Raw genomic sequence first — 18766 nt, 5'->3', positions numbered from 1 at the left:
CGTAGTTCGTTTCGCACAAGCCTTAACCTGAACACCATCGCAACCACTTCCCGGTTGCCGGACTCACGATGGGAAATGCCATGAACAGCAAAGTCGACGAAACCCCTCATTTGCTCCGTCAGCGCGATCAATTCGTGCCACGTGGCCTGGTCACCGCTCACCCGTTGGTGATCGATCGCGCCCAAGGTGCCGAATTGTGGGACGTGGACGGCAAGCGCTACCTGGATTTTGTCGGCGGCATTGGTGTGCTCAACATCGGCCACAACCACCCGAAGGTGGTTGCTGCGGTGCAGGCCCAGTTGCAAAAGGTCTCCCATGCGTGTTTTCAGGTGGTGGCCTATAAGCCTTATCTCGATCTGGCCCAGCGCCTGTGCGAAATGATCGGTGGCAACGAAGCGTATAAAGCGGCGTTCTTTACCTCTGGCGCCGAGGCCGTGGAAAACGCGGTGAAGATCGCCCGCGCTCACACCAATCGTTCGGCGGTGATCGCGTTTCGTGGCGGGTTTCACGGTCGCACCTTGCTCGGCACCACGCTGACCGGCATGAGCCAACCGTACAAGCAGAACTTCGGGCCGTTCGCGCCGGAGGTATTTCACACGCCGTATCCGAATGCCTATCGCGGCGTTAGCAGCGAGTTGGCCCTCAAGGCGCTGGACGAGTTGTTGGCCACCCAGGTCGCCCCTGAACGGGTCGCGGCAATCATCATTGAACCGGTCCAGGGCGACGGTGGTTTCCTGTCGGCACCCGTGGAGTTTCTTCAGGCGCTGCGTGCCCTCACTGAAAAACACGGCATCGTGCTGATTCTCGATGAAATCCAGACCGGTTTTGGCCGTACTGGCAAATGGTTCGGTTTCCAGCATGCCGGCATCCAGCCGGACCTGGTGACCGTTGCCAAGAGTCTTGCCGGTGGTTTGCCGCTGTCCGGTGTGGTCGGCAAGGCCGGGATCATGGACGCGCCGTTGCCCGGTGGCCTGGGCGGCACTTATGGCGGTAACGCGCTGTCATGTGCCGCAGCGCTGGCGGTGATCGAAGCCTACGAGCAAGAACAGCTGCTGGCGCGTGGCGACGCCCTGGGGGAGCGTTTGCGTCAGGGCTTGGTGCGCTTGCAAGCCCGTCACCGGCAAATCGGTGATGTGCGCGGCAGCGGGTTCATGCTGGCGATCGAGCTGATCAAGGATGATGACGCGCGTACCCCGGATGCGGACCTGAATCAGCGGCTGATCGACGAAGCCCGAGCGGGCGGTCTGCTGGTGATCAAATGCGGCGTGTACCGCAACGTGCTGCGTTTCCTTGCACCGCTGGTGACAACGGAAGATCAGATCGACGAAGCGCTGCAGATTCTTGAAGCAGCATTGGCACGCGTCTTGAACTGAGTTCACGCCTGCTCCGGGCGGTACTGCAGGGTATCGCCCGTGAGCATTTATGGCGCATGGAGTGACGGAGTGCATTATTGGAGGCTTGGCGTACCATGGGGCTGACTGATTATCGAGCGTTGCTCATCGATTGCGATGAAGTCCTGGTCGATCGCGATTCGGGAGTCTGGACGGCGCTGCAACCGCTGCTCGACAGCCTTGGCGGTCGTCCGGACAAGGAGCAGGTATTGGCCGAATACAGCGAGGTGGTGCGTGCGCTCTACCCGCGTTTCGGTGAACTGGGCTTTAGTGGCTTGCTGTGTTTCGCCCATCGCCAGTTGGCCGAGCGCTGGGGGCTGAGAGCCAGTTGGGAGGAGGGCATGAGTTTTGCCCGTTCGGTGGCCAATTGGTCGCTGTTCGAGGACGCGCCCGGCGCGATGTTGTACCTGCGCAAGTTCTACCGCTTGCTGGTGCAGGGCGATCGGGATGCCGAAGATCGAGGGCTGCTCTGTGAGCGTTTGGGGGTCATGCCCGACGACTTCATTTCACTGGCCAGCGATCCTTTGCTGGATCGGGACTGGTTACAGACCAATGGGCTTGAGGCCCGGGATATCCTGCAAGTGACCCGACCTTCTGCCGGGCGGCAGGCAGCCACCGATGTGTGCCTGATTTGTCGCGGGCGGGCAAAACCTGCAACCTCGTGTGCGGCGGATTACTGCATCAACAGCATGGCTGACCTGGTCGCTCAGCATCAGCTGTCTTTACGGCGCTGATTTTGCTAGAAGATTGTCCTACAAACGGCAATCAAGAGGTACGCAATGGAAGGTTTAGTGAAACTGGACCGGATCGACATCAGCATCTTGGTTGAGTTGCAAAAAGACGGGCGCATGACCAATGTCAGCCTGGCCGATGCCGTGGGGCTGTCAGCCAGTCCGTGCCTGCAACGGGTCAAGCGACTGGAGTCGGCGGGGTACATATCGAGCTACAAGGCACATTTGAACCTGGCCAAGATCACTGACTCGGTCACGGTGTTCACCGAGATCACCTTGAGCGATCACAAGCGCGAAGACTTCGCCAAGTTCGAGTCCAATATCCGTCTGGTGGATGAAGTGCTCGAATGCCATCTGATCAGCGGTGGCTACGATTATCTGGTGCGCTTCATGACCCGCAGCATCCAGCACTATCAGGAAGTGATCGAAAGCCTGCTGGACAAGAACATCGGCATCTCCAAGTACTTCAGTTACATCGTCATCAAGTCTCCCGTGCTCAAGGACGGCGTGCCGTTGCGCAAATTGCTGCGCCATTGAGACGTTCTCGATAATCGTTTGTCGCCCGCTGCGTCTTTGAAAGAGGCGCACGCCGGGTGGCACCTCAGGTATCGCGCAAAAGGTCGTGGGTGTTAAGCAGCTCGTAGGCAATCTCGGGGTGCTTTTCCAAACCGCGACGAATGGCGGCCGGAATCGACTGGCGGGTTTTGCGGCACAGCCCCGGCAGGTCCAGAAGCTGAATACCGATGCCGCGCATGCTTCGCACTTCGTGCGCGCTTGGGGTGATGTGCACACGAATGCCTAATTGCTCATACATCCGACGCTGCAAATGCTCGAGGTCGGCCAGGCTCTGCAGATTCTCCAGCCGGTCGAGCAGACGCTTTTCCTCCTGGCGGGTCAGGTGCAGGATGCGCAAATCCGCGCTGGGTATGTCCAGCAACTGTTCGCGCCTGCAATCGCAGGCACCGGGCGGGCAGGGTTGTCGAATCTGCAGAGAGGCTGTCATGGTCTCCAATCATAGCTATCGGTAACCGTTATTGCCCAGCGGGTTCGTCGCGACCCGATGATCGTTTGGGGCGGACATAACCGCCCCGTACTGATCGCCCTCAACCCCATGTGTTTCCGAGCGCTTCCAGACCGGCCTTTTGCAGGTCCTGTGGGCTCATGACAAGACGGAACTTGCAGGTGGCATTGAAGTTGAGAAAGAACGGTTCTGCAAAACTGGGGATCTGAGTGGAGTCTTGTACGTCGATCAGGAAAATCCCGCCGCGCAGTCCATCCTGCTCGGTAAAGTAGGCAGCCTCCGGTTTGATGCTTTCCAGGATTCGCCCGATGACTTCGCCGACCTTCCCGGCCCTGACGAGCGCGTTGAAAGGTTCATTCGGGCACTCGACCATCATTAGCATTTTCATTATTCGACTCTCTTTTCAGATAGCTGCCTCATCTCCCTGCCTTTGCTCCTGGCGCTCATGCCACGAAGCCCGTATTCGACCGCTCCAGCGGTGTGTGGTTAAGCATAGCGAAGCATGAGACGACGCCCGACCAGGGTTACGGGCGGTCATCGCGCCGAATGTGCCTGGATCATGTCACCCGCTTCGCCACGGCTTTCAGCTCGCCTGATCAGTTGCATAATGGTGCTGGTGGTGTTGAAACTTCTGCGGTTAGCATGGCGCTTTACCGACGCACCGAACGATAGGTGGGTTAACGTAACCGAGTAGGTCGAACATTGATCGAACGACGCCAATTTAGCGGAGGCATGAAGGGGAAAAACCTTCGCTATCTGAATGAGAATCCCAGTGAGCCTGCTCAAATGGCCCGGGCAGGATTTCTGCTGCTCGAGCATTTCTCGCTGCCCGCGTTCACCCAGGCGCTGGATACGATTGTCACCGCGAACCTGCTACGCCCCGGGTTGTTCGCTTCCCGAACGTTCGGCTTGAATGACGGGGAGGTCATCAGTGATCTGGGCCTGGTGATTCGTCCGGATGCGCGCATCGATTCTTCAGCTATTCAAGACCTGGATCTGTTGGTCATTTGCGGCGGCTACAGGACAGAACTGAAGGCGACTGATGAGTTGATCAGCCTGTTGCGAGCAGCGGCAGAGCGGGGCGTCAGTCTGGCCGGGTTGTGGAATGGCGCCTGGTTCCTCGGCGGCGCCGGCTTGCTGGATGGGTATCGTTGCGCCATTCACCCCGAACATCGCCCCGCACTCGCGGAAATCTCCAAGGCGACGCATGTCACCAGCGAAGCCTATGTCATTGATCGAGACCGGCTCACCGCTTCCAGTCCCTCGGGTGCATTCCATATGGCGCTGGACTGGATCAAGGGGCTACACGATAAAGCCCTGGTCGAGGGTATCGAGGACATCTTGGCTTTCGAAGAGTCTCGTTATCGGCGCATCAAACCGGCTGAGAATGTCTGTGTGAGCGCGCCATTGCGTGAGGTGGTCAAGCTGATGGATGCCAACCTCGAAGAGCCCCTGGAGCTGGAGCAACTGGCGGTTTATGCGGGCCGTTCTCGTCGACAGCTCGAACGCTTGTTCAAGGAGCAACTGGGCACAACGCCGCAACGGTATTACATGGAGCTGCGTATCACCGAGGCGCGGCGACTGCTGCAACACACCGAGCTCTCCCAGGTCGATGTGCTGGTGGCCTGCGGTTTTGTTTCACCCAGCCATTTCAGCAAATGCTATAGCTCGTACTTTGGATACAGGCCTTCCAAGGAAACGCGACTGGTCAAATAAAAACGACACCACCGCAAGGCCGGGACAAGCGATTGTCATGGCTGTCCTGATGCGTCTCCTATACTGATTCGCGTTGCCAGGCTCAACGCTGGCACCCAACGCCGTCGGGCCCGCTGTCAGGGTTCTGACAGCTTCCCTATCAGTCACTGTAAGGAGATAGAACATGGCAATTCGCATTGGCGATGAAGCACCGGACTTCACCGCCGAAAGTACCGAAGGCCCGATCCACTTCCACGAGTGGATTGGCGACAAGTGGGCGATCCTGTTCTCGCATCCGAAGGACTTCACCCCTGTCTGTACCACTGAACTCGGTTATATGGCCGGACTCAAGCCGGAGTTCGACAAGCGCAACACCAAGATAGTCGGGCTCAGCGTCGACCCTGTCAGTGACCACCGGGCCTGGCTCGGTGACATCGAAGAGACCCAGGGGCATGCGGTCAACTATCCGATGATCGGCGACGAGAACCTGGTGGTGGCGAAGCTCTACGACATGATTCACCTGAATGCCAGTGGCGGCTCACGCACCGCCGTGGACAACGCCACGGTGCGTTCTGTGTTCATCGTCGGCCCGGACAAGAAAGTCAAGGCGATGCTGATCTACCCAATGAGTGCCGGGCGCAACTTCGATGAAGTGTTACGCCTGCTCGACTCTCTGCAACTAAACGCCAAGCACACCGTCGCCACCCCGGTGAACTGGCGTCCGGGCGAGGACGTGATCATTCCCACGTCGGTGTCCGACGAAGAAGCCAGGAAGAAGTACCCGCAGGGCTTCAAGACGTTGAAACCCTATTTGCGCACCGTGGCGCAACCGAAGTAACTGAGCCAGCGTCCCTCCCTTGCAACGGTTGCCTCAGGCTCGGGCAGGGGAGGGTTCTTTAACCCGATCAATAGCAAGTGGCTGTTTTAAAACCAATTTATATTGTTTGGGGGCTTCCCAGACGAAGCGAAAGTTGATAAATTTCCGCGCGTTCTTGCAGAGGCCCGCACGGGGCTTTCAGCAACAGCTACAGGGGCGTCGCCAAGCGGTAAGGCAGCAGGTTTTGATCCTGCCATGCGTTGGTTCAAATCCAGCCGCCCCTGCCATTTTCCTATGCTCGAGCGCCGGTTGAAACGGCACCAGCAGTCTCCACGCCTTCGTAATCCCCTTACCCTTGCCGAACGATCAATGAACCGACTCCGGGTCCGTTAAGAAATCAATCAGCGCTCTTACTTTCATCGGTAGGTAGCGGGCATGGGGATACAGCAACATGAAGGGCCGGGTAGCGCCACCAAACTGCCCGAGTACCTCGACCAATTCACCACTGTCGATTTGCGCCTGAACGGTAAACCGGTACGCCTGCACGATCCCGGCGCCGAGTTTGGCCATCGTGATCGTTGCCAGGTAATCTTCAAGGCAGGTGGTATTTCCAGAGGTGTGCACGCTGACCGACCGCTGATCGACGATGAAGGTCCACGGTACATTTCTTCCGCTGCTGGGCAGTTCAAACTGAATGCAATCGTGTAACTCCAGGTCCGACAGTGCCTGCGGAACGCCATGCTGCCGAAGGTACTCAGGAGAGGCTACGACCACCAGCTCCGCATTCTCGAGTGTGCGCGCAATCAGCGCCGAGTCATCGGGCGCCCGACCGCGGATGGCCAGATCGTAACCCTCGTCAGCAAAATCGATGTTCCGGGTGCTGACGTGTACGACCACCTTGACCAGTGGATAGCGTCGACGAAACTCGGCAAGGCGTGGTAACAGTCGAAAATGCGCATAGGGCGTCGGTGCGCTGATTCGCAATTCCCCTGAGGGCGCCTGCTGCTGGCCCGTCACTTTGCGTTCCGCGTCAACCAGTTGAGTCAACGCTTGCCGGCATTGCTCGTAATAGACTCGACCCGCCTCGGTCAGGCGTATCTGCCGGGTGGTCCGCACGAACAAACGCACCGCCAGACGTTCCTCCAGGCGTGACACCGACCGGCTCACGGCGGCGGGCGTCACGCCGGCCGCCTGTGCAGCGGCAGTGAAACTTTCAAACTCAACGGCTAAACAGAACAGCTCAATGCTGCCGAGTTGCACATCGTCAAAATGCCGGGGCATCGTATCTCTCGATTGATTACATCAGGTATCAAGTAAGCAGCTAACACGCTATCTATCCCGGTCTGACGAAAAAGTAAAGTGCCCCCCTGATCAACCGGGAAACCGACTCGCACCTGCTGCCAAGCAGAGTTGGCGGTACGCGCCGACCAGTTGATCCTGCGTGAACGCGCGATTTCGCCCGCTGGGATTGGGCAGGACCCAGACCGAGGTATTAGCAAAGGTCTTTGACTGAAGTCCCCATGCAATTTCTCGTTGACCGGACAGCGCGCAGTACGCTGCTTTGCCGAGAAACGCCACAAAACGCGGTGCATAACGTGCGATCTTTTGTTCAAAATCCGCAGCGGCAGCGATGAATTCATGTGCAGACAGCTGATCCGCCTGCGCGGTTGGCCGTTCGACCACTGCGGTTAATCCACACTGATACTGCAAGATCGTTCGATCGTGTTCCGGGCGTACTTCCTGCGGCGTAAAACCGGCGAGATGAAGGGTGCGCCAGAAGCGATTGCCCCGACCCGCAAAATGATGCCCCTGGGCGGCGGCAGTCATGCCCGGATTGATGCCACAGAAAATCACGGCAAGCTGCTCGGCAAGAATATCTTCGAGTCTTTCACCCACGATAAAACCTCACAAACCCGACAGGTGCCGAGGTTAATTAGCCGCAGATCACGCTGACCGCATTACGTGCAAGCTCTGTCAGTTCAGCGCGGGATTTACCCGCCCGAGCACGTATCGAAATGCTGTGCAGCAAGGATGACGCGAGTACGGCAAGGGCCGCGGGGTCGGCATCGCCTTTCAGTTCGCCGGAATCGATTGCGGCTCGCAGACGCGTTTCGAGTTCGGCATCGAGCCTGCTCAGCCGATCCGAAAGCACGTCGCGTATTTCAGCATCCTCGACGGCCTCGGTAGTCGCCGTACCAATCGCAAAGCAGCCACGCGGTTGGCCTTCGCCCGAGAAGTAGATCGACAACTGCCCCTCATAAAAACGCATCAACGCCTGCTCCAGTGTCAGCGTGTTGTCCGTCAGCGCCTCATGCATGGCCGTCGCGGCAAATTCCCAATACTGCTCAAGCGCTTTGATATAGAGCGCGTGCTTGTCACCGAATGCCGCATAGAGGCTTGGGCGATTCATGCCAGCCGCAGTCGCGATGCTATCCAGAGAGGCGCCGGAATATCCAGTGCTCCAGAAAACCCCAAGTGCCTGCTGCAGCGCTGTCTGCGGGTCATACGCGCGAGGGCGGCCGCGGCCTTTGCCCTCTACAATCTTTTTTTGTGCCATGTTGTACAAAATCCTTGAATGAAGGTCGGACAGGGCATATTCTTACATCATCGCACAAAATTAAGGAACCAGAAGTTCCTGAATTTCAGGTTTGTTGCAGCGGAGCTCGAACTGGGTGTTGCGGCGATGAAACAGGTGCGGCAGAGCGATCCTCCTGACGCACACGAGCTTGATTCCTCACAGCAATTATTGACATCAGGGTCGCAGGCGATCGTTGCCGTGTTAGCCCGATTTCCCGGTTAAAGGTGTATTCGATCATGACTAAACAGTTCGACATCCCAGCTTCGCAGGCCTTCGAGCATCCAGGGCCGAACCAGGCTGACACGCCCCTCAAGAAACCGCTCAAAGAGAAATTACGACCACTCCTTATGGTGGGTTTCCCGGTTCTCGTCGCAGCGGTTGGGTACTCACACTATGTGACGGGCGAGCCCTATGTTTCGACCGATAACGCCTACGCCCGGGTAGCGAAGGCATCGATCAACGCTCGCGTTTCCGGACAAGTCGTCGAAATCGCGGTCGAGGACAATCAGCCTGTTCGCAAGGGCCAGGTGCTGTTTCGGATCAACCCGGAGCCGTTCCAGATCGCGGTTAACCGTGCAGAAGCACAGCTGAGCGTCGCGCGGCTTCGCATCGATGGACTCAAGGCAAGCTACCGGCAGCAGCAGGCTGAACTGCAATCGGCCAAAGAGTCGGCGGATTTCGACCAGCGGGAATTTGCCCGCAAGAAAGCGCTGGTGGCCACCGAGTTCGTCTCGCGCGCCATTTACGAGCGTGCGGACACGGACCTTAAAGTTGCACGGCAACGAATAGCGTCTATCGAACAGCAGATCGCCAGTACGGTCGTTGCCTTGAACGGCAATCCGGACATCGAAGCCGACAAACACCCGATGGTTCGCGAGGCCAAGGCTCAGCTCGACGAAGCGCAGCTTTATCTCTCGTACGCGACGGTGTATGCGCCGGAGGATGGCATCGTGGCCAAGGTCGACGATTTGCAGGTTGGCAACTATGTCAACAGCGGTGCGCCAGCCTTTGCTCTGCTGTCCGATCGCCAGACTTGGGTGGAGGCCAACTTCCGCGAAACGGAAGTGACCCATATGCATCCGGGCCAGGAAGCAACCATCAGCGTCGATACATATCCTGACCACGTATTCAAAGCCCACGTGGCCAGCATGAGCCCGGGTGCCGGGTCGGACTTCGCACTGCTGCCGCCCGAAAATGCGACCGGTAACTGGGTCAAGGTTGTCCAGCGGGTACCGGTTCGACTCGAACTCGATGAAGTGGATCCTGCTCTGCCGCTTTTCTCGGGTACCAGCGCCACGGTCAAAGTCGACACTGGGTATCGCACGCCCTGGTGGCACCCACTCAAGGCTCTGTTAACCGCAGGTACCGACTGATGAACGCCAATCTTGCTGGAAACCCGGTGGGGGAGGGTTCGCGCACGCTCAGGTTCGCCGCATTGCTCGCGACCTATATGCAGTCTGCGAACCTGCCTTTGCCGAATGCGGCACTGAGGTTTATTCAGGGCACCTTGTCGATGACGGATGACGAGGCGGGCTGGGTATTCACTTCATACCTCGCGGCGAGCGCCATTACCCTGCCGATTGCGCAGTGGCTCGCCGGACGCTACGGCTTGAAGGTTGTGTATCAAGCCGCAATAGCCTTGTTCGTCCTTGGCTTGTTGCTCGCTATGCAGGCAACGACTCCGTTGGAGTTCGTCGGTGCGCGCATCATTCAAGGTGCCGCGAGTGGCCTGCTGGCACCGCTTTCGATGGCCATTGCAATGGAGACACTGTCACCGGCGCGGCGCGCGAAATTTGCTTCGATGTTCACGGCCATTGTGCTCTTGGGCATCGTCAGCGGCCCGAGTATCGGTGGTTGGGTCTGCGAACATTGCGATTGGCACTCGATTTTCTCCATCAGCCTTCCGCTATCGGTATTTATCTTCGTGGTGGTGACGCTGTTGCTGGCCGAGAAAAAGGCCGAGAAAAGTCCGCCGTTTGACTTTTTCGGTGTCGGCACCTTCACGCTGGGAATGATCGGGTTGCAAATGCTGCTCGACCGCGGTGAGCGCCTGGACTGGTTTGCATCGCCCGAGATCTGGCTGGAAGCGTCGGCAGGTGCACTGGGGCTCTATCTGTTCGTTGTTCATGTGCTGACCGCGAAGGTGCATTTTCTCAACAAAAGTTTGTTCAAAGACCGCAATTTCGTGCTGTCGACGATCATCTTTTTCGCACTCGGTTTTGTGCTGTTGCCGACGATGGCCCTGACATCCCCGATGCTGGATGAAATTCTCGGATACCCACCTGACACGACCGGCTACCTGACGATACCGCGAGGTGTAGGGCTTGTAGGTGCATTTCTGCTGATGGGGCGTGTGCCCGCTCGTATCGACTCGCGACTCTTTGTTGCCGCGGGTGTGGCGCTGGTGGCTTATGCCAACTGGCTGATGCTCGGTTATTCGCCGTTGATGGACTGGTGGCCCGTCGCGGTGGCCGGTGCACTCCAGGGAATCGGCCTCGGTGTCTTGATGCCGGCGATCAGTAAGGTGGCCTTCAGCACGCTCGATCCAAGATTCCGCCCGGAAGGTACCGGTTTTTTCAACCTGGCCCGTGTTTACGGAAGCACCCTCGGCGTTGCGGTCGTGCAAGTGTTGTTCTTCAACAATGCGCAATCGATGCATGCGGCGCTGGCAAGCCATCTGACGCCTTATCGTGCTGCGGCACATTCCATGACGGCGTCGACGTCCTTGCAAGCACTCGGGGGGCTCAACGAAATGATCACCGGCCAGGCGGCTTTTATCGCGGTTATCGGCCAATTCAAGATTTTGATGCTGGCGATGCTGGTGGTGAGCCCGCTGGTTGTCTTTCTTCGCAAACCCGTTCCGACCAACTAGTTTTCGTGGAGTCTGCCAAATGAAATCCAATACGTTCGTACTCAACAGACAATGGTTCCAAACGATGGTCGGTGCGGTGTCGGTGTCGGTGTTGATGTTCCTGTCCGCCTGTACCGTCGGTCCTGACTATAAAGCGCCCGCGCAGAGCCTGTCGCAGCACTACGATCAACAGGCCGAGCAGCGTCTTGGCGAGGGCGGCAACAAGGTTGCTGAACAGCACATTGAGCTTGGCAAGAAGGTCAGCGGTGACTGGTGGTCTGCCTTCCATTCGCCAAAGCTCGACAAGGTTGTACGTCGGGCAATCGACGGCAATCTTGAGCTCGTGGCGGCGGATGCGACGATCCGGCAAGCAGCGTCTTCTGTTGCCGCAGCGGAAGGTGCTCTTTATCCGCAGGTCGATTTTGGCGCTCAGGCTGGCCGCCAACGGACACACAATGGGCCCGAGCCAACCGTCTCCAATTTCTACGCGATTGGGCCACGGGTCGGGTTTGACCTTGACGCTTTTGGCGGTACCAAGCGGCTGGTCGAGCAGAAGGAAGCGTTTACGAGTCTGCAGAAACATCGCTACGAAGCGGCGTACCTGACCCTGACGGGCGATGTTGCGAGCCAGGCGTTGTTGGTCGCTTCGGCAAATGCGCAGATGGAAGCCGTCGAGAAATTGCTCGCCAATGACGCGAAGAACCTTGAGCTCGTGCGCATGGCGCACACCAATGGCACCACCACGCAGATCGACGTTTCGCTGGCCGAGACGCGGCTCGCTCAGGACCGCACGCTGTTGCCGCCCCTCGCTCAACAGCGTGATTCGGCACGGCATGCGCTGTCGGTTCTGACGGGAAAAGGCCCAGGAGACTGGACCGCTCCCGACTTCAATCTCGCCGAGTTTGTCTTGCCGTCAAACGTGCCAGTGAGCTTGCCCTCGGAAATGGCCCACGACCGGCCGGATGTATTGCAAGCAGAAGCTGAATTGCACATGGCCAGCGCCGCCGTCGGGGTCGCGACAGCCAATCTCTATCCCCATGTAACGCTGTCTGCGTCTCTTGCGCAGGCGGCTTCAGGCAATGGTGGCGCCGCACTCTGGAGTCTTGCAGCGGGGCTGGCGGGGCCGATCTTCGATGGCGGCACGCTCAAGGCTGAACGTCAGGCAGCCGTCGACGGCTACAAGGCAACGCTCGCCGGCTACCAGCAAACGGTCATTCAATCCTTTGGCCAGGTCGCTGACACGCTGCAGGCAATCAACCATGACTCAGAGGAAAACCTGGCGCAGGAGGACGCGTTACGAGCGGCCGAAACGAGTTTTCGGTTGAACCAGCAAGCCTATGCGCAAGGTGAGAACAGCATTCTCCAGGTGCTGGAGGCGGAACGTGCCTATGAGCGGGCGTTACTGGGCCGAATCAGAGTGAAGACGGCGCAGTATCTCGACACGGTGCGGTTGTATGTGGCGCTCGGCGGTAATTCGGTGGGTGTGTCCGAGCAACGTGTTGCCAGTCGCGAAGAGCCAAAAACTGTTTATCAATAGCAGCTGCGTTTTACCAGAGACCACTACCGCCATGCGGCTGTGGCCCCAGCATCGGAGTAAAGACATGTCATACGAAGCGTTTCACGATGAACTTCGCGATACAAAGTTCCCTCTTGTCCACGGATCGGGTGAGATGCCGGCCGTTGGATTTGGCACGCTGTTCCGGGATCTGACCGTGACAACACAAGCCGTCAAGCACGCGCTGGAAACAGGCTTTCGCCATTTCGATTGTGCAGAGCGCTATCGAAACGAAGACCGGGTCGGAGCGGCCATAAAGGAATTCCTGGAGGCCGGTAAGGTCCGGCGCGAAGACCTGTTTATTACCACAAAGCTGTGGAACACCAACCATCGCCCCGAGCGGGTTTTACCGGCTTTTGAAGCAAGCTGCCGGCGACTTCACGTTGATTATATTGATTGCTATCTCATCCACACGCCCTTTGCTTTTCAACCGGGCGAAGACCAGGAACCAAGAGACGAGCAGGGGCGAATCAGTTACGACTCAGGCGTGACATTAATAGAGACTTGGCGAGCACTTGAGCGTCTAGTGGATGAGGGCCGGTGCAAGTCCATCGGGTTATCCGACATCACACTGCAAGCATTGCGAGAGATTGTGGCAGTGGCCCGGATAAAACCTGCCGTCGTGCAGGTTGAATCTCACCCTTATCTGCCTGAATGGGAGCTGCTTGAGTTTTGTCGGCAGCATGGAATTATCGTCCTTGCCTTTGCGCCACTGGGGCATGGCATGGAGCCGAAAGTACTGGAAGACGCGGTGATCACAGGCATTGCCCGGCGCTTGCAACAGACCCCGGCTCAAGTTGCATTGGCCTGGTCCGTACAGCGTGGCGTGGCTTTCCTGACGACATCTGCAACGCTGAGTCATATTCAGGAAAACTTTGCGATTTCTACCCTGCCTCGCAGGGCCATGTTTGAAATCAAGGAAGATATTACAACCCGGGTACGATTCAACTCGGTGGTGGAAACCGGTGTGCCCGGATTTATTCCGGGCAAGAAGTAACGCGCGACAAGGGGGGCGGTCTTCTGCAGGGGCACCCCCTTTTTATCCCCCCAGAGGTGATAGCAATGGACGTTTTCCAGACCATGCGTTTTTTCGTTGCTGTTGCTCAGAGCGGCAGCTTTACGGCGGCGGCTGAGCTATTGGACACCACCACAACTAACGTTTCCAAAGCGGTCTCCAGTTTGGAGGCCAGGCTTCAAACACGTCTGATTAATCGCACGACCCGACGCCTGGCGTTGACCGAGGCAGGTGTGCGTTATTTGCAGCGATGCGAGAAAATTCTTGAGGAGGTACGTGAGGCCGAAGACGAGGCAGGTACCGCCCAGGTCATGCCCGTTGGCAGGCTCAAGATCCACGCGATGGGAGCCATCGGTAATCATTACGTGATCAAAGCCATTGCCAGGTATAGAGAGACTTATCCCTTGGTAATGTTTGATTTGACCCTGACCAATCGGCTACCTGACTTGCTGGAGGAGGGCTATGACATATCGATTGTTTTAGCGCGGGATCTACCCGATTCAGGGTTTGTCGCTCAACGGCTCGGCATCACCTACAGCATTCTCTGCGCCTCGCCAGCGTACCTGAAGAAACGCGGGATCCCCGATTCTACGAGGTCGCTTTGCGAACATGATTGTTTGAGAATTGTTAATACGGTAATGCCGGTTGAAAACTGGGTATTTGAGGGGCCCGAAGGCGTGGAGACCGTCAACGTTCCGTTGTCGCCGTTTCACGTTAATACCGCCGACGCCATGACCGTTGCCATAACGAACGGGATGGGGATCGGTATCCAGCCTATTGCGTCTGCAGTCGACGGACTCAAGGCTGGCACGTTAGTGCGGGTACTGCCGGATTATCATTTCGAAGAGTTCAATGTATTTGCCATATACCCATCACGAAAATTCGTGGATGCAAAGATAAAGACATGGGTAGAGTTTCTTAAGGATTACATGCCGGGTTTGTTGGCATCCGATGAAGAAATCGTCGGCTCAGCAGGAAAAGATAACAGCTTTCGAGCTCGTTAACGCTGCAGGTATGGAGTGTCGACCCTCCATCGTCCGCACAGTGCTCAACCGTTTGAACAGCCTGTTCCCATGACTTGATACTGAAGGAGGTGCTGTTGACCGTGAGAGTCTTCATACGTCATTTGAACAGGAACCGGTCCGCACTGGTCCGCAGTGCCTGTCATTGCAATGACTTTTTTAATGTCGAGCTTGGTTGCATAAGTATAACTCTCAACCGGTGCCTGACGGGTCGCGGCTGTTGAATGGCTCTCGTCTGCAAATGCCTGTGCGCCTAAACTGCCAAGCGCAAGGAAGATCGCAACTTTTGACATATTCATCATGTTCACCGTATCGCTCAAGGGTTTGGTCTGCGTCGTTTTTACCTCGTGAGCTCGTTGATGTTTATTCAATTTGCTCACCGGGTAGAAACGATGCTAGATGTTTATCCCTTTCCCAGACAGCGGCCTATTGGACAAACACTGTTGTCGGATTTCGCATGAATAGAGCGCTACGGGGACAGTCAGCACCACGGCTCAGGTTTATATGAGCAAGTCGTAAGACAGTTTGCTGATCAGGATCACCAGCAACACCAGGAACAGACCCCGGACAAAGGGCACGCCTTTACGTACTGCCAGCCAGGTGCCGGTCAGCGCGCCGAGGATGTTGAATGCCGCCATGGGGAGGGCGATCAGGTAGAGCACATTACCCGTGGGAATGAAGAAAATCAGCGCCGCGACGTTGGTCGCGATGTTCACCAGTTTGGCCGACGCCGAGGCATGCAGGAAGTCGAACGCGAAGCAACGGATAAACAGGAAGATCAGGAAGCTGCCGGTGCCGGGACCGAACAGTCCGTCGTAGAAGCCGATGGCACCGCCGATGACGATCGCCAGCAGTTTCTCCCGGGTACCGATGTGCATGGGTTTGTGCAGGGCGCCGAAGTCCTTTTTCCAGAAGGTGTAGATCGCCATCAGCACGATCAACACCAGCACTGCCGGCCGGATCACCGACTGCGGGACAGACGACACCGTGGCCGCGCCGAAGAAGGACATGACAAAGGCCGCACAGGCCGCGGGGATCACCAGACCCCAGTCGATCACCACTTTACGCACGAAGGACCGGGCCGCGAATGCGGTGCCGCAGGCTGCCGCGACCTTGTTGGTACCCAGCAGTGCCGCGGGTTGTGCCGTGGGCAGCACGTTGAACAGCGCGGGTATCTGGATCAGTCCGCCGCCACCCACTGCCGCATCGATCAGGCCGGCAGCAAAGGCGAACACGCAAAGGATGACAATATCGATCATGAAATCAGACCCTGACGATGAAAGAGTAGTGAAGGTCCAGCGATGTGGATTGAGCGGGAAGGTTAACGGAAGGGCCGTTTTTGTGTTGCAATGCCACGTTGTGAAAAGTGCAACGAGGTGGTGGATGGCACTGGATATGTTGGGGGAGCTTGAAGCCTTTGCGACGGTGGCTCGCAAGCGCAGTTTTGTCGCGGCGGCACGCACTCTGGGGCGCTCCCCTAGTTCGCTGACCAGCGCCGTTCAAGCCCTGGAGGAAAGTGTCGGGGTCAAGTTGTTCAATCGCTCGTCCAACGCCGTGAGCTTGACCGAGGCGGGTGAGTGCTTGTTGCCCCACGCTTACAAAATGCTGGATCTGCAACGAGAGGCAGATGAAGACCTGGCCGGCCTCAGCGGCCTGGCCTACGGCTGGATCCGTTTATCCGCCCCCGAGATGCTCGGACACGGGGTATTACCCCGATTGATCGCGCAGTACTGCGAGCGTTATCCAGACGTGAACGTCGATGTGGTTTTCACCGATAAGACTATCGACCCGGCCAAGAGCAAGCTGGACTTCTCGATTCGCGGTTCGTTTCCGCAATCCAGTGACCTGATCGGATTTCCGCTCTGGAGTTATTCACGTTACCTGTATGCCAGCCCCGGGTATCTGGAGCGGCGCGGGATGCCCGATTCCATCGAGGCGCTGGAGGCGCACTCGCTGATCCTGCATACGGCGCCGCGGATTCTCAAGGAATGGAATTTTCGCAGTGAACAGCAGGCCGTCAGCGTTCGGGTTCATCCGAAGTTTCGATTCAGCTCTGGTGTGGCGGTGTTCCAGGCGGCCCTGGCGGGCGTCGGGATCGCCCGCCTGGCGGACTGGGTCGCAGAGCCCGAAGTGGAAGCGGGGCGCTTGCTCCGGGTCTGCCCCGAGTACACGCTCACTTCCAGCGGTGGTGAGAGCCCGCAGATGCATGCGGTGTACCCGGCCGGGAATCTGCCACTGCGGGTGAAGTCGTTGTTGCAGGTGATCCGTGGCTTTGGCGAAAACCTGGATCAAAAGCCGGTTCTAATGCCCTAGGCAACTGCCAGCCGCCGTTCCTGCACCCACTTGAGAATCGCCCACCTTGCCCCCTTATTGGATGAGATGGATGCGATCGGCAGGCGCTTGCGGGAGCAGGCGTCAAAGTGAATGAAAACGGGCGCTCTGAAGGCGTAATGCCTGTCGATTCAATCTCGGCGGGCGCAGGCTATCACTTCGACCAGTAGCGTCGGGTCGGCCAGTTTCGCCTCGCCACAGGCGCGGGCCGGGGCATGGCCGGACGGAATCCAGGCATCCCAGACGGCATTCATTGCTTCGAAGTCCGCCATGTCGGCGAGCCAGATGGTCACTTGCAACAATTGGTCGCGTGTTGAACCAGCCTCCTTTAGCAAGGCATCCACTCGCGCAAGAGCTTCGCGGGTCTGGTCGGCGATAGTGTGGCCGGCTTCGCCGACTTGTCCGGCCAGGTATACGGTGTTGCCGTGGATGACGATCTGGCTCATGCGTTGGTTGGTGTGTTTGCGTTCGATTGTTTGCATCAATTGCTCTCCTGTGAAATGGCGCCGCTCAGAAACGTTGCACTGAAAAACTGTCCAGCCATTGAGGTGCTTTGCCGGCGATGCAGTCGGCGACCAATTGGCCGGTTGCCCCGGCCAGGGTCAGGCCCAGATGCTGATGACCAAAGGCGTAAATCAACCGTGGTTCGTTCGGTGATGGGCCGATCACCGGCAATGAGTCGGGCAGGGAAGGACGGAAGCCAAGCCATTTGCGCGCGACCGGCTCTGTCAGACCCATTACCCGGCGCACGTGTCGCTCCAGATAATCAAACCGCTTGGGGTTGGCCGGGTCGTTGATCGAACCGAGTTCCACTGTGCCCGCCACCCTCAGGCGTCCGGCCATGGGCGTCATGTAGAACGCGCTTTCCACTGGGCAGCAAGGGCGGTTGAGCAGGGTGTCTTGCAGATCGAATTCGATGTGATAGCCGCGCTCGGTATCCAGTGGAATGTGATCGCCGACCTGACGCGCCAGCATCGCAGACCAGGCGCCGCCGCACAGTACGACTCGCTCCGCACGATAGACCTGGCCTTCGGCGCTGCGCAGATGCAGGCCGTCGCTGTGCTTTTGCAGATCAGTGATTGTTGCCTGATGCAGCGCTCCCTCAGCGATCAGCGGTGCCGCCAGTGCTTCAATGAAGGCACGTGGGTCATCCATGTGGGATGACTCGGGAAACAAAATGCCAGCCACGGATTTACCCGCGAGCGCCGGTTCCAGTTGTTCGACATCGGCGGCGCTCAGCACTTGCTGCGCGATACCCAGGGAGCGGCGTAACTCGATGGCTGCCTGGGCGCCGGCGAAACCTTGCTCGGTGCCATAGGCATAAATGCAACCATTGTGATGCAGGTGATGATCGGCTTGGGGGCAGTCGGCCAGCAGCGGTGCATAACCGCTATAGGTGTGTTGCAGTATTTTTGTCAGGGCCAGAGTGTTGGCTTCACAGCGGCTCGCGCGACATTCATTGAGAAACCGCAACAGCCAGGGCATCAACCGTGGCAGGCGGGCCCAGTTGATGACGAAGGGCGAGTCCGGCGAAAACAGCAGCGACGGAATCGCCTTCAACAGTGAAGGCTGGGCAATGGGCATCACGCCATAGGGCGCGAGGGTGCCGGCGTTGCCGTAGGACGCTCCGGAGGCAATTGCGTCGCGCTCCAGCAACAGCACCTGGTAACCCTGGCGGCGCAGCCAGAGTGCAGTTGCAACCCCGACCACCCCGGCGCCGATAACGGCAATTTCGCAATGAATTGGCTGTGTCATGTCC

20 protein-coding genes and 1 tRNA gene are annotated in these 18766 nt (G+C 58.0%); 12 read left to right on the top strand and 9 right to left on the bottom strand.

All coding sequences use genetic code 11. The features are described 5' to 3' along the window. Nucleotides 1-80: 80 nt before the first annotated feature. The 3 genes from gabT (at nucleotide 81) to BK658_RS19455 (ending at nucleotide 2659) form a co-directional block, all read left to right on the top strand. Nucleotides 81-1373, top strand: coding sequence for a 4-aminobutyrate--2-oxoglutarate transaminase (gabT, locus tag BK658_RS19465; RefSeq protein ID WP_123583691.1), 1293 nt, complete (start codon nucleotides 81-83; stop codon nucleotides 1371-1373). 95 nt (nucleotides 1374-1468) lie between these two features. After that, the gene (locus BK658_RS19460) at nucleotides 1469-2125 is read left to right on the top strand and encodes an HAD family hydrolase (RefSeq protein WP_123583690.1); all 657 of its coding nucleotides are present in this window, start codon (nucleotides 1469-1471) and stop codon (nucleotides 2123-2125) included. Between the two features lie 45 nt (nucleotides 2126-2170). Further along, a complete protein-coding gene (locus tag BK658_RS19455) occupies nucleotides 2171-2659 on the top strand; it encodes an Lrp/AsnC family transcriptional regulator (RefSeq protein ID WP_008055821.1) in 489 nt (162 codons plus the stop codon). 64 nt (nucleotides 2660-2723) lie between these two features. Here the strand turns inward: BK658_RS19455 and BK658_RS19450 are convergent, their stop codons facing one another. Continuing rightward, nucleotides 2724-3125: a hypothetical protein gene (locus BK658_RS19450; RefSeq protein WP_123583689.1), complete on the bottom strand. Its 402-nt coding sequence runs from the start codon at nucleotides 3123-3125 to the stop codon at nucleotides 2724-2726. Nucleotides 3126-3225: 100 nt separating this feature from the next. Further along, nucleotides 3226-3531, bottom strand: coding sequence for a panthothenate synthetase (locus BK658_RS19445; RefSeq protein ID WP_123583688.1), 306 nt, complete (start codon nucleotides 3529-3531; stop codon nucleotides 3226-3228). Nucleotides 3532-3845: 314 nt separating this feature from the next. Here BK658_RS19445 and BK658_RS19440 point away from each other — a divergent pair, with 314 nt between their 5' ends. From BK658_RS19440 to BK658_RS19430, 3 genes are all read left to right on the top strand, one after another. Continuing rightward, nucleotides 3846-4859, top strand: coding sequence for a GlxA family transcriptional regulator (locus BK658_RS19440; protein WP_185019860.1), 1014 nt, complete (start codon nucleotides 3846-3848; stop codon nucleotides 4857-4859). A 163-nt stretch (nucleotides 4860-5022) separates the two neighbouring features. Further along, nucleotides 5023-5676, top strand: a complete 654-nt coding sequence (locus BK658_RS19435; protein WP_123583686.1) for a peroxiredoxin — start codon at nucleotides 5023-5025, stop codon at nucleotides 5674-5676. A gap of 191 nt (nucleotides 5677-5867) precedes the next feature. Further along, nucleotides 5868-5942: transfer RNA gene (locus BK658_RS19430), tRNA-Gln, on the top strand. Nucleotides 5943-6021: 79 nt separating this feature from the next. Here BK658_RS19430 and BK658_RS19425 read toward each other — a convergent pair. The 3 genes from BK658_RS19425 to BK658_RS19415 all read right to left on the bottom strand — a co-directional run bounded on the left by BK658_RS19425 (nucleotide 6022) and on the right by BK658_RS19415 (nucleotide 8212). Continuing rightward, complete coding sequence (locus BK658_RS19425) at nucleotides 6022-6936, bottom strand: LysR family transcriptional regulator (protein WP_123583685.1); 915 nt, start codon at nucleotides 6934-6936, stop codon at nucleotides 6022-6024. 90 nt (nucleotides 6937-7026) lie between these two features. Then, nucleotides 7027-7551, bottom strand: coding sequence for a G/U mismatch-specific DNA glycosylase (gene mug, locus BK658_RS19420; RefSeq protein ID WP_123583684.1), 525 nt, complete (start codon nucleotides 7549-7551; stop codon nucleotides 7027-7029). A 37-nt stretch (nucleotides 7552-7588) separates the two neighbouring features. After that, nucleotides 7589-8212, bottom strand: a complete 624-nt coding sequence (locus tag BK658_RS19415; protein WP_123583683.1) for a TetR/AcrR family transcriptional regulator — start codon at nucleotides 8210-8212, stop codon at nucleotides 7589-7591. 257 nt (nucleotides 8213-8469) lie between these two features. Between BK658_RS19415 and BK658_RS19405 the strand changes: the two genes are divergently transcribed. The 5 genes from BK658_RS19405 (at nucleotide 8470) to BK658_RS19385 (ending at nucleotide 14658) form a co-directional block, all read left to right on the top strand. Continuing rightward, the gene (locus tag BK658_RS19405) at nucleotides 8470-9606 is read left to right on the top strand and encodes an HlyD family secretion protein (protein WP_123583681.1); all 1137 of its coding nucleotides are present in this window, start codon (nucleotides 8470-8472) and stop codon (nucleotides 9604-9606) included. Beyond that, a complete protein-coding gene (locus BK658_RS19400; protein WP_123583680.1) occupies nucleotides 9606-11105 on the top strand; it encodes a DHA2 family efflux MFS transporter permease subunit in 1500 nt (499 codons plus the stop codon). Before BK658_RS19405 ends, BK658_RS19400 begins: the two co-directional genes overlap by 1 nt. Before the next feature lie 19 nt (nucleotides 11106-11124). Then, complete coding sequence (locus tag BK658_RS19395) at nucleotides 11125-12621, top strand: efflux transporter outer membrane subunit (RefSeq protein ID WP_123583679.1); 1497 nt, start codon at nucleotides 11125-11127, stop codon at nucleotides 12619-12621. Nucleotides 12622-12685: 64 nt separating this feature from the next. Next, on the top strand, nucleotides 12686-13636 hold the full coding sequence (locus BK658_RS19390; protein ID WP_123583678.1) for an aldo/keto reductase: 951 nt from the start codon (nucleotides 12686-12688) through the stop codon (nucleotides 13634-13636). A gap of 65 nt (nucleotides 13637-13701) precedes the next feature. Continuing rightward, on the top strand, nucleotides 13702-14658 hold the full coding sequence (locus tag BK658_RS19385) for a LysR family transcriptional regulator (protein WP_123583677.1): 957 nt from the start codon (nucleotides 13702-13704) through the stop codon (nucleotides 14656-14658). A 44-nt stretch (nucleotides 14659-14702) separates the two neighbouring features. Here the strand turns inward: BK658_RS19385 and BK658_RS19380 are convergent, their stop codons facing one another. Then, nucleotides 14703-14975, bottom strand: a complete 273-nt coding sequence (locus tag BK658_RS19380) for a DUF2790 domain-containing protein (RefSeq protein ID WP_123583792.1) — start codon at nucleotides 14973-14975, stop codon at nucleotides 14703-14705. Nucleotides 14976-15176: 201 nt separating this feature from the next. After that, nucleotides 15177-15935, bottom strand: coding sequence for a sulfite exporter TauE/SafE family protein (locus BK658_RS19375; protein ID WP_123583676.1), 759 nt, complete (start codon nucleotides 15933-15935; stop codon nucleotides 15177-15179). 124 nt (nucleotides 15936-16059) lie between these two features. Between BK658_RS19375 and BK658_RS19370 the strand changes: the two genes are divergently transcribed. Further along, nucleotides 16060-16989 (top strand): LysR family transcriptional regulator, encoded by a 930-nt coding sequence (locus BK658_RS19370; RefSeq protein ID WP_123583675.1) that lies wholly within the window; start codon nucleotides 16060-16062, stop codon nucleotides 16987-16989. A gap of 149 nt (nucleotides 16990-17138) precedes the next feature. Here the strand turns inward: BK658_RS19370 and BK658_RS19365 are convergent, their stop codons facing one another. Further along, a complete protein-coding gene (locus BK658_RS19365; protein WP_123583674.1) occupies nucleotides 17139-17489 on the bottom strand; it encodes a RidA family protein in 351 nt (116 codons plus the stop codon). 28 nt (nucleotides 17490-17517) lie between these two features. After that, nucleotides 17518-18762, bottom strand: a complete 1245-nt coding sequence (locus BK658_RS19360) for an NAD(P)/FAD-dependent oxidoreductase (RefSeq protein ID WP_123583673.1) — start codon at nucleotides 18760-18762, stop codon at nucleotides 17518-17520. Nucleotides 18763-18766: the final 4 nt, after the last annotated feature.

It is taken from the genome of Pseudomonas brassicacearum (assembly GCF_003732175.1).
GTDB lineage: Bacteria > Pseudomonadota > Gammaproteobacteria > Pseudomonadales > Pseudomonadaceae > Aquipseudomonas > Aquipseudomonas brassicacearum_G.
The sequence above is the reverse complement of the archived record's forward strand: the minus strand, read 5'-3'. Positions and strand labels throughout refer to the sequence as shown.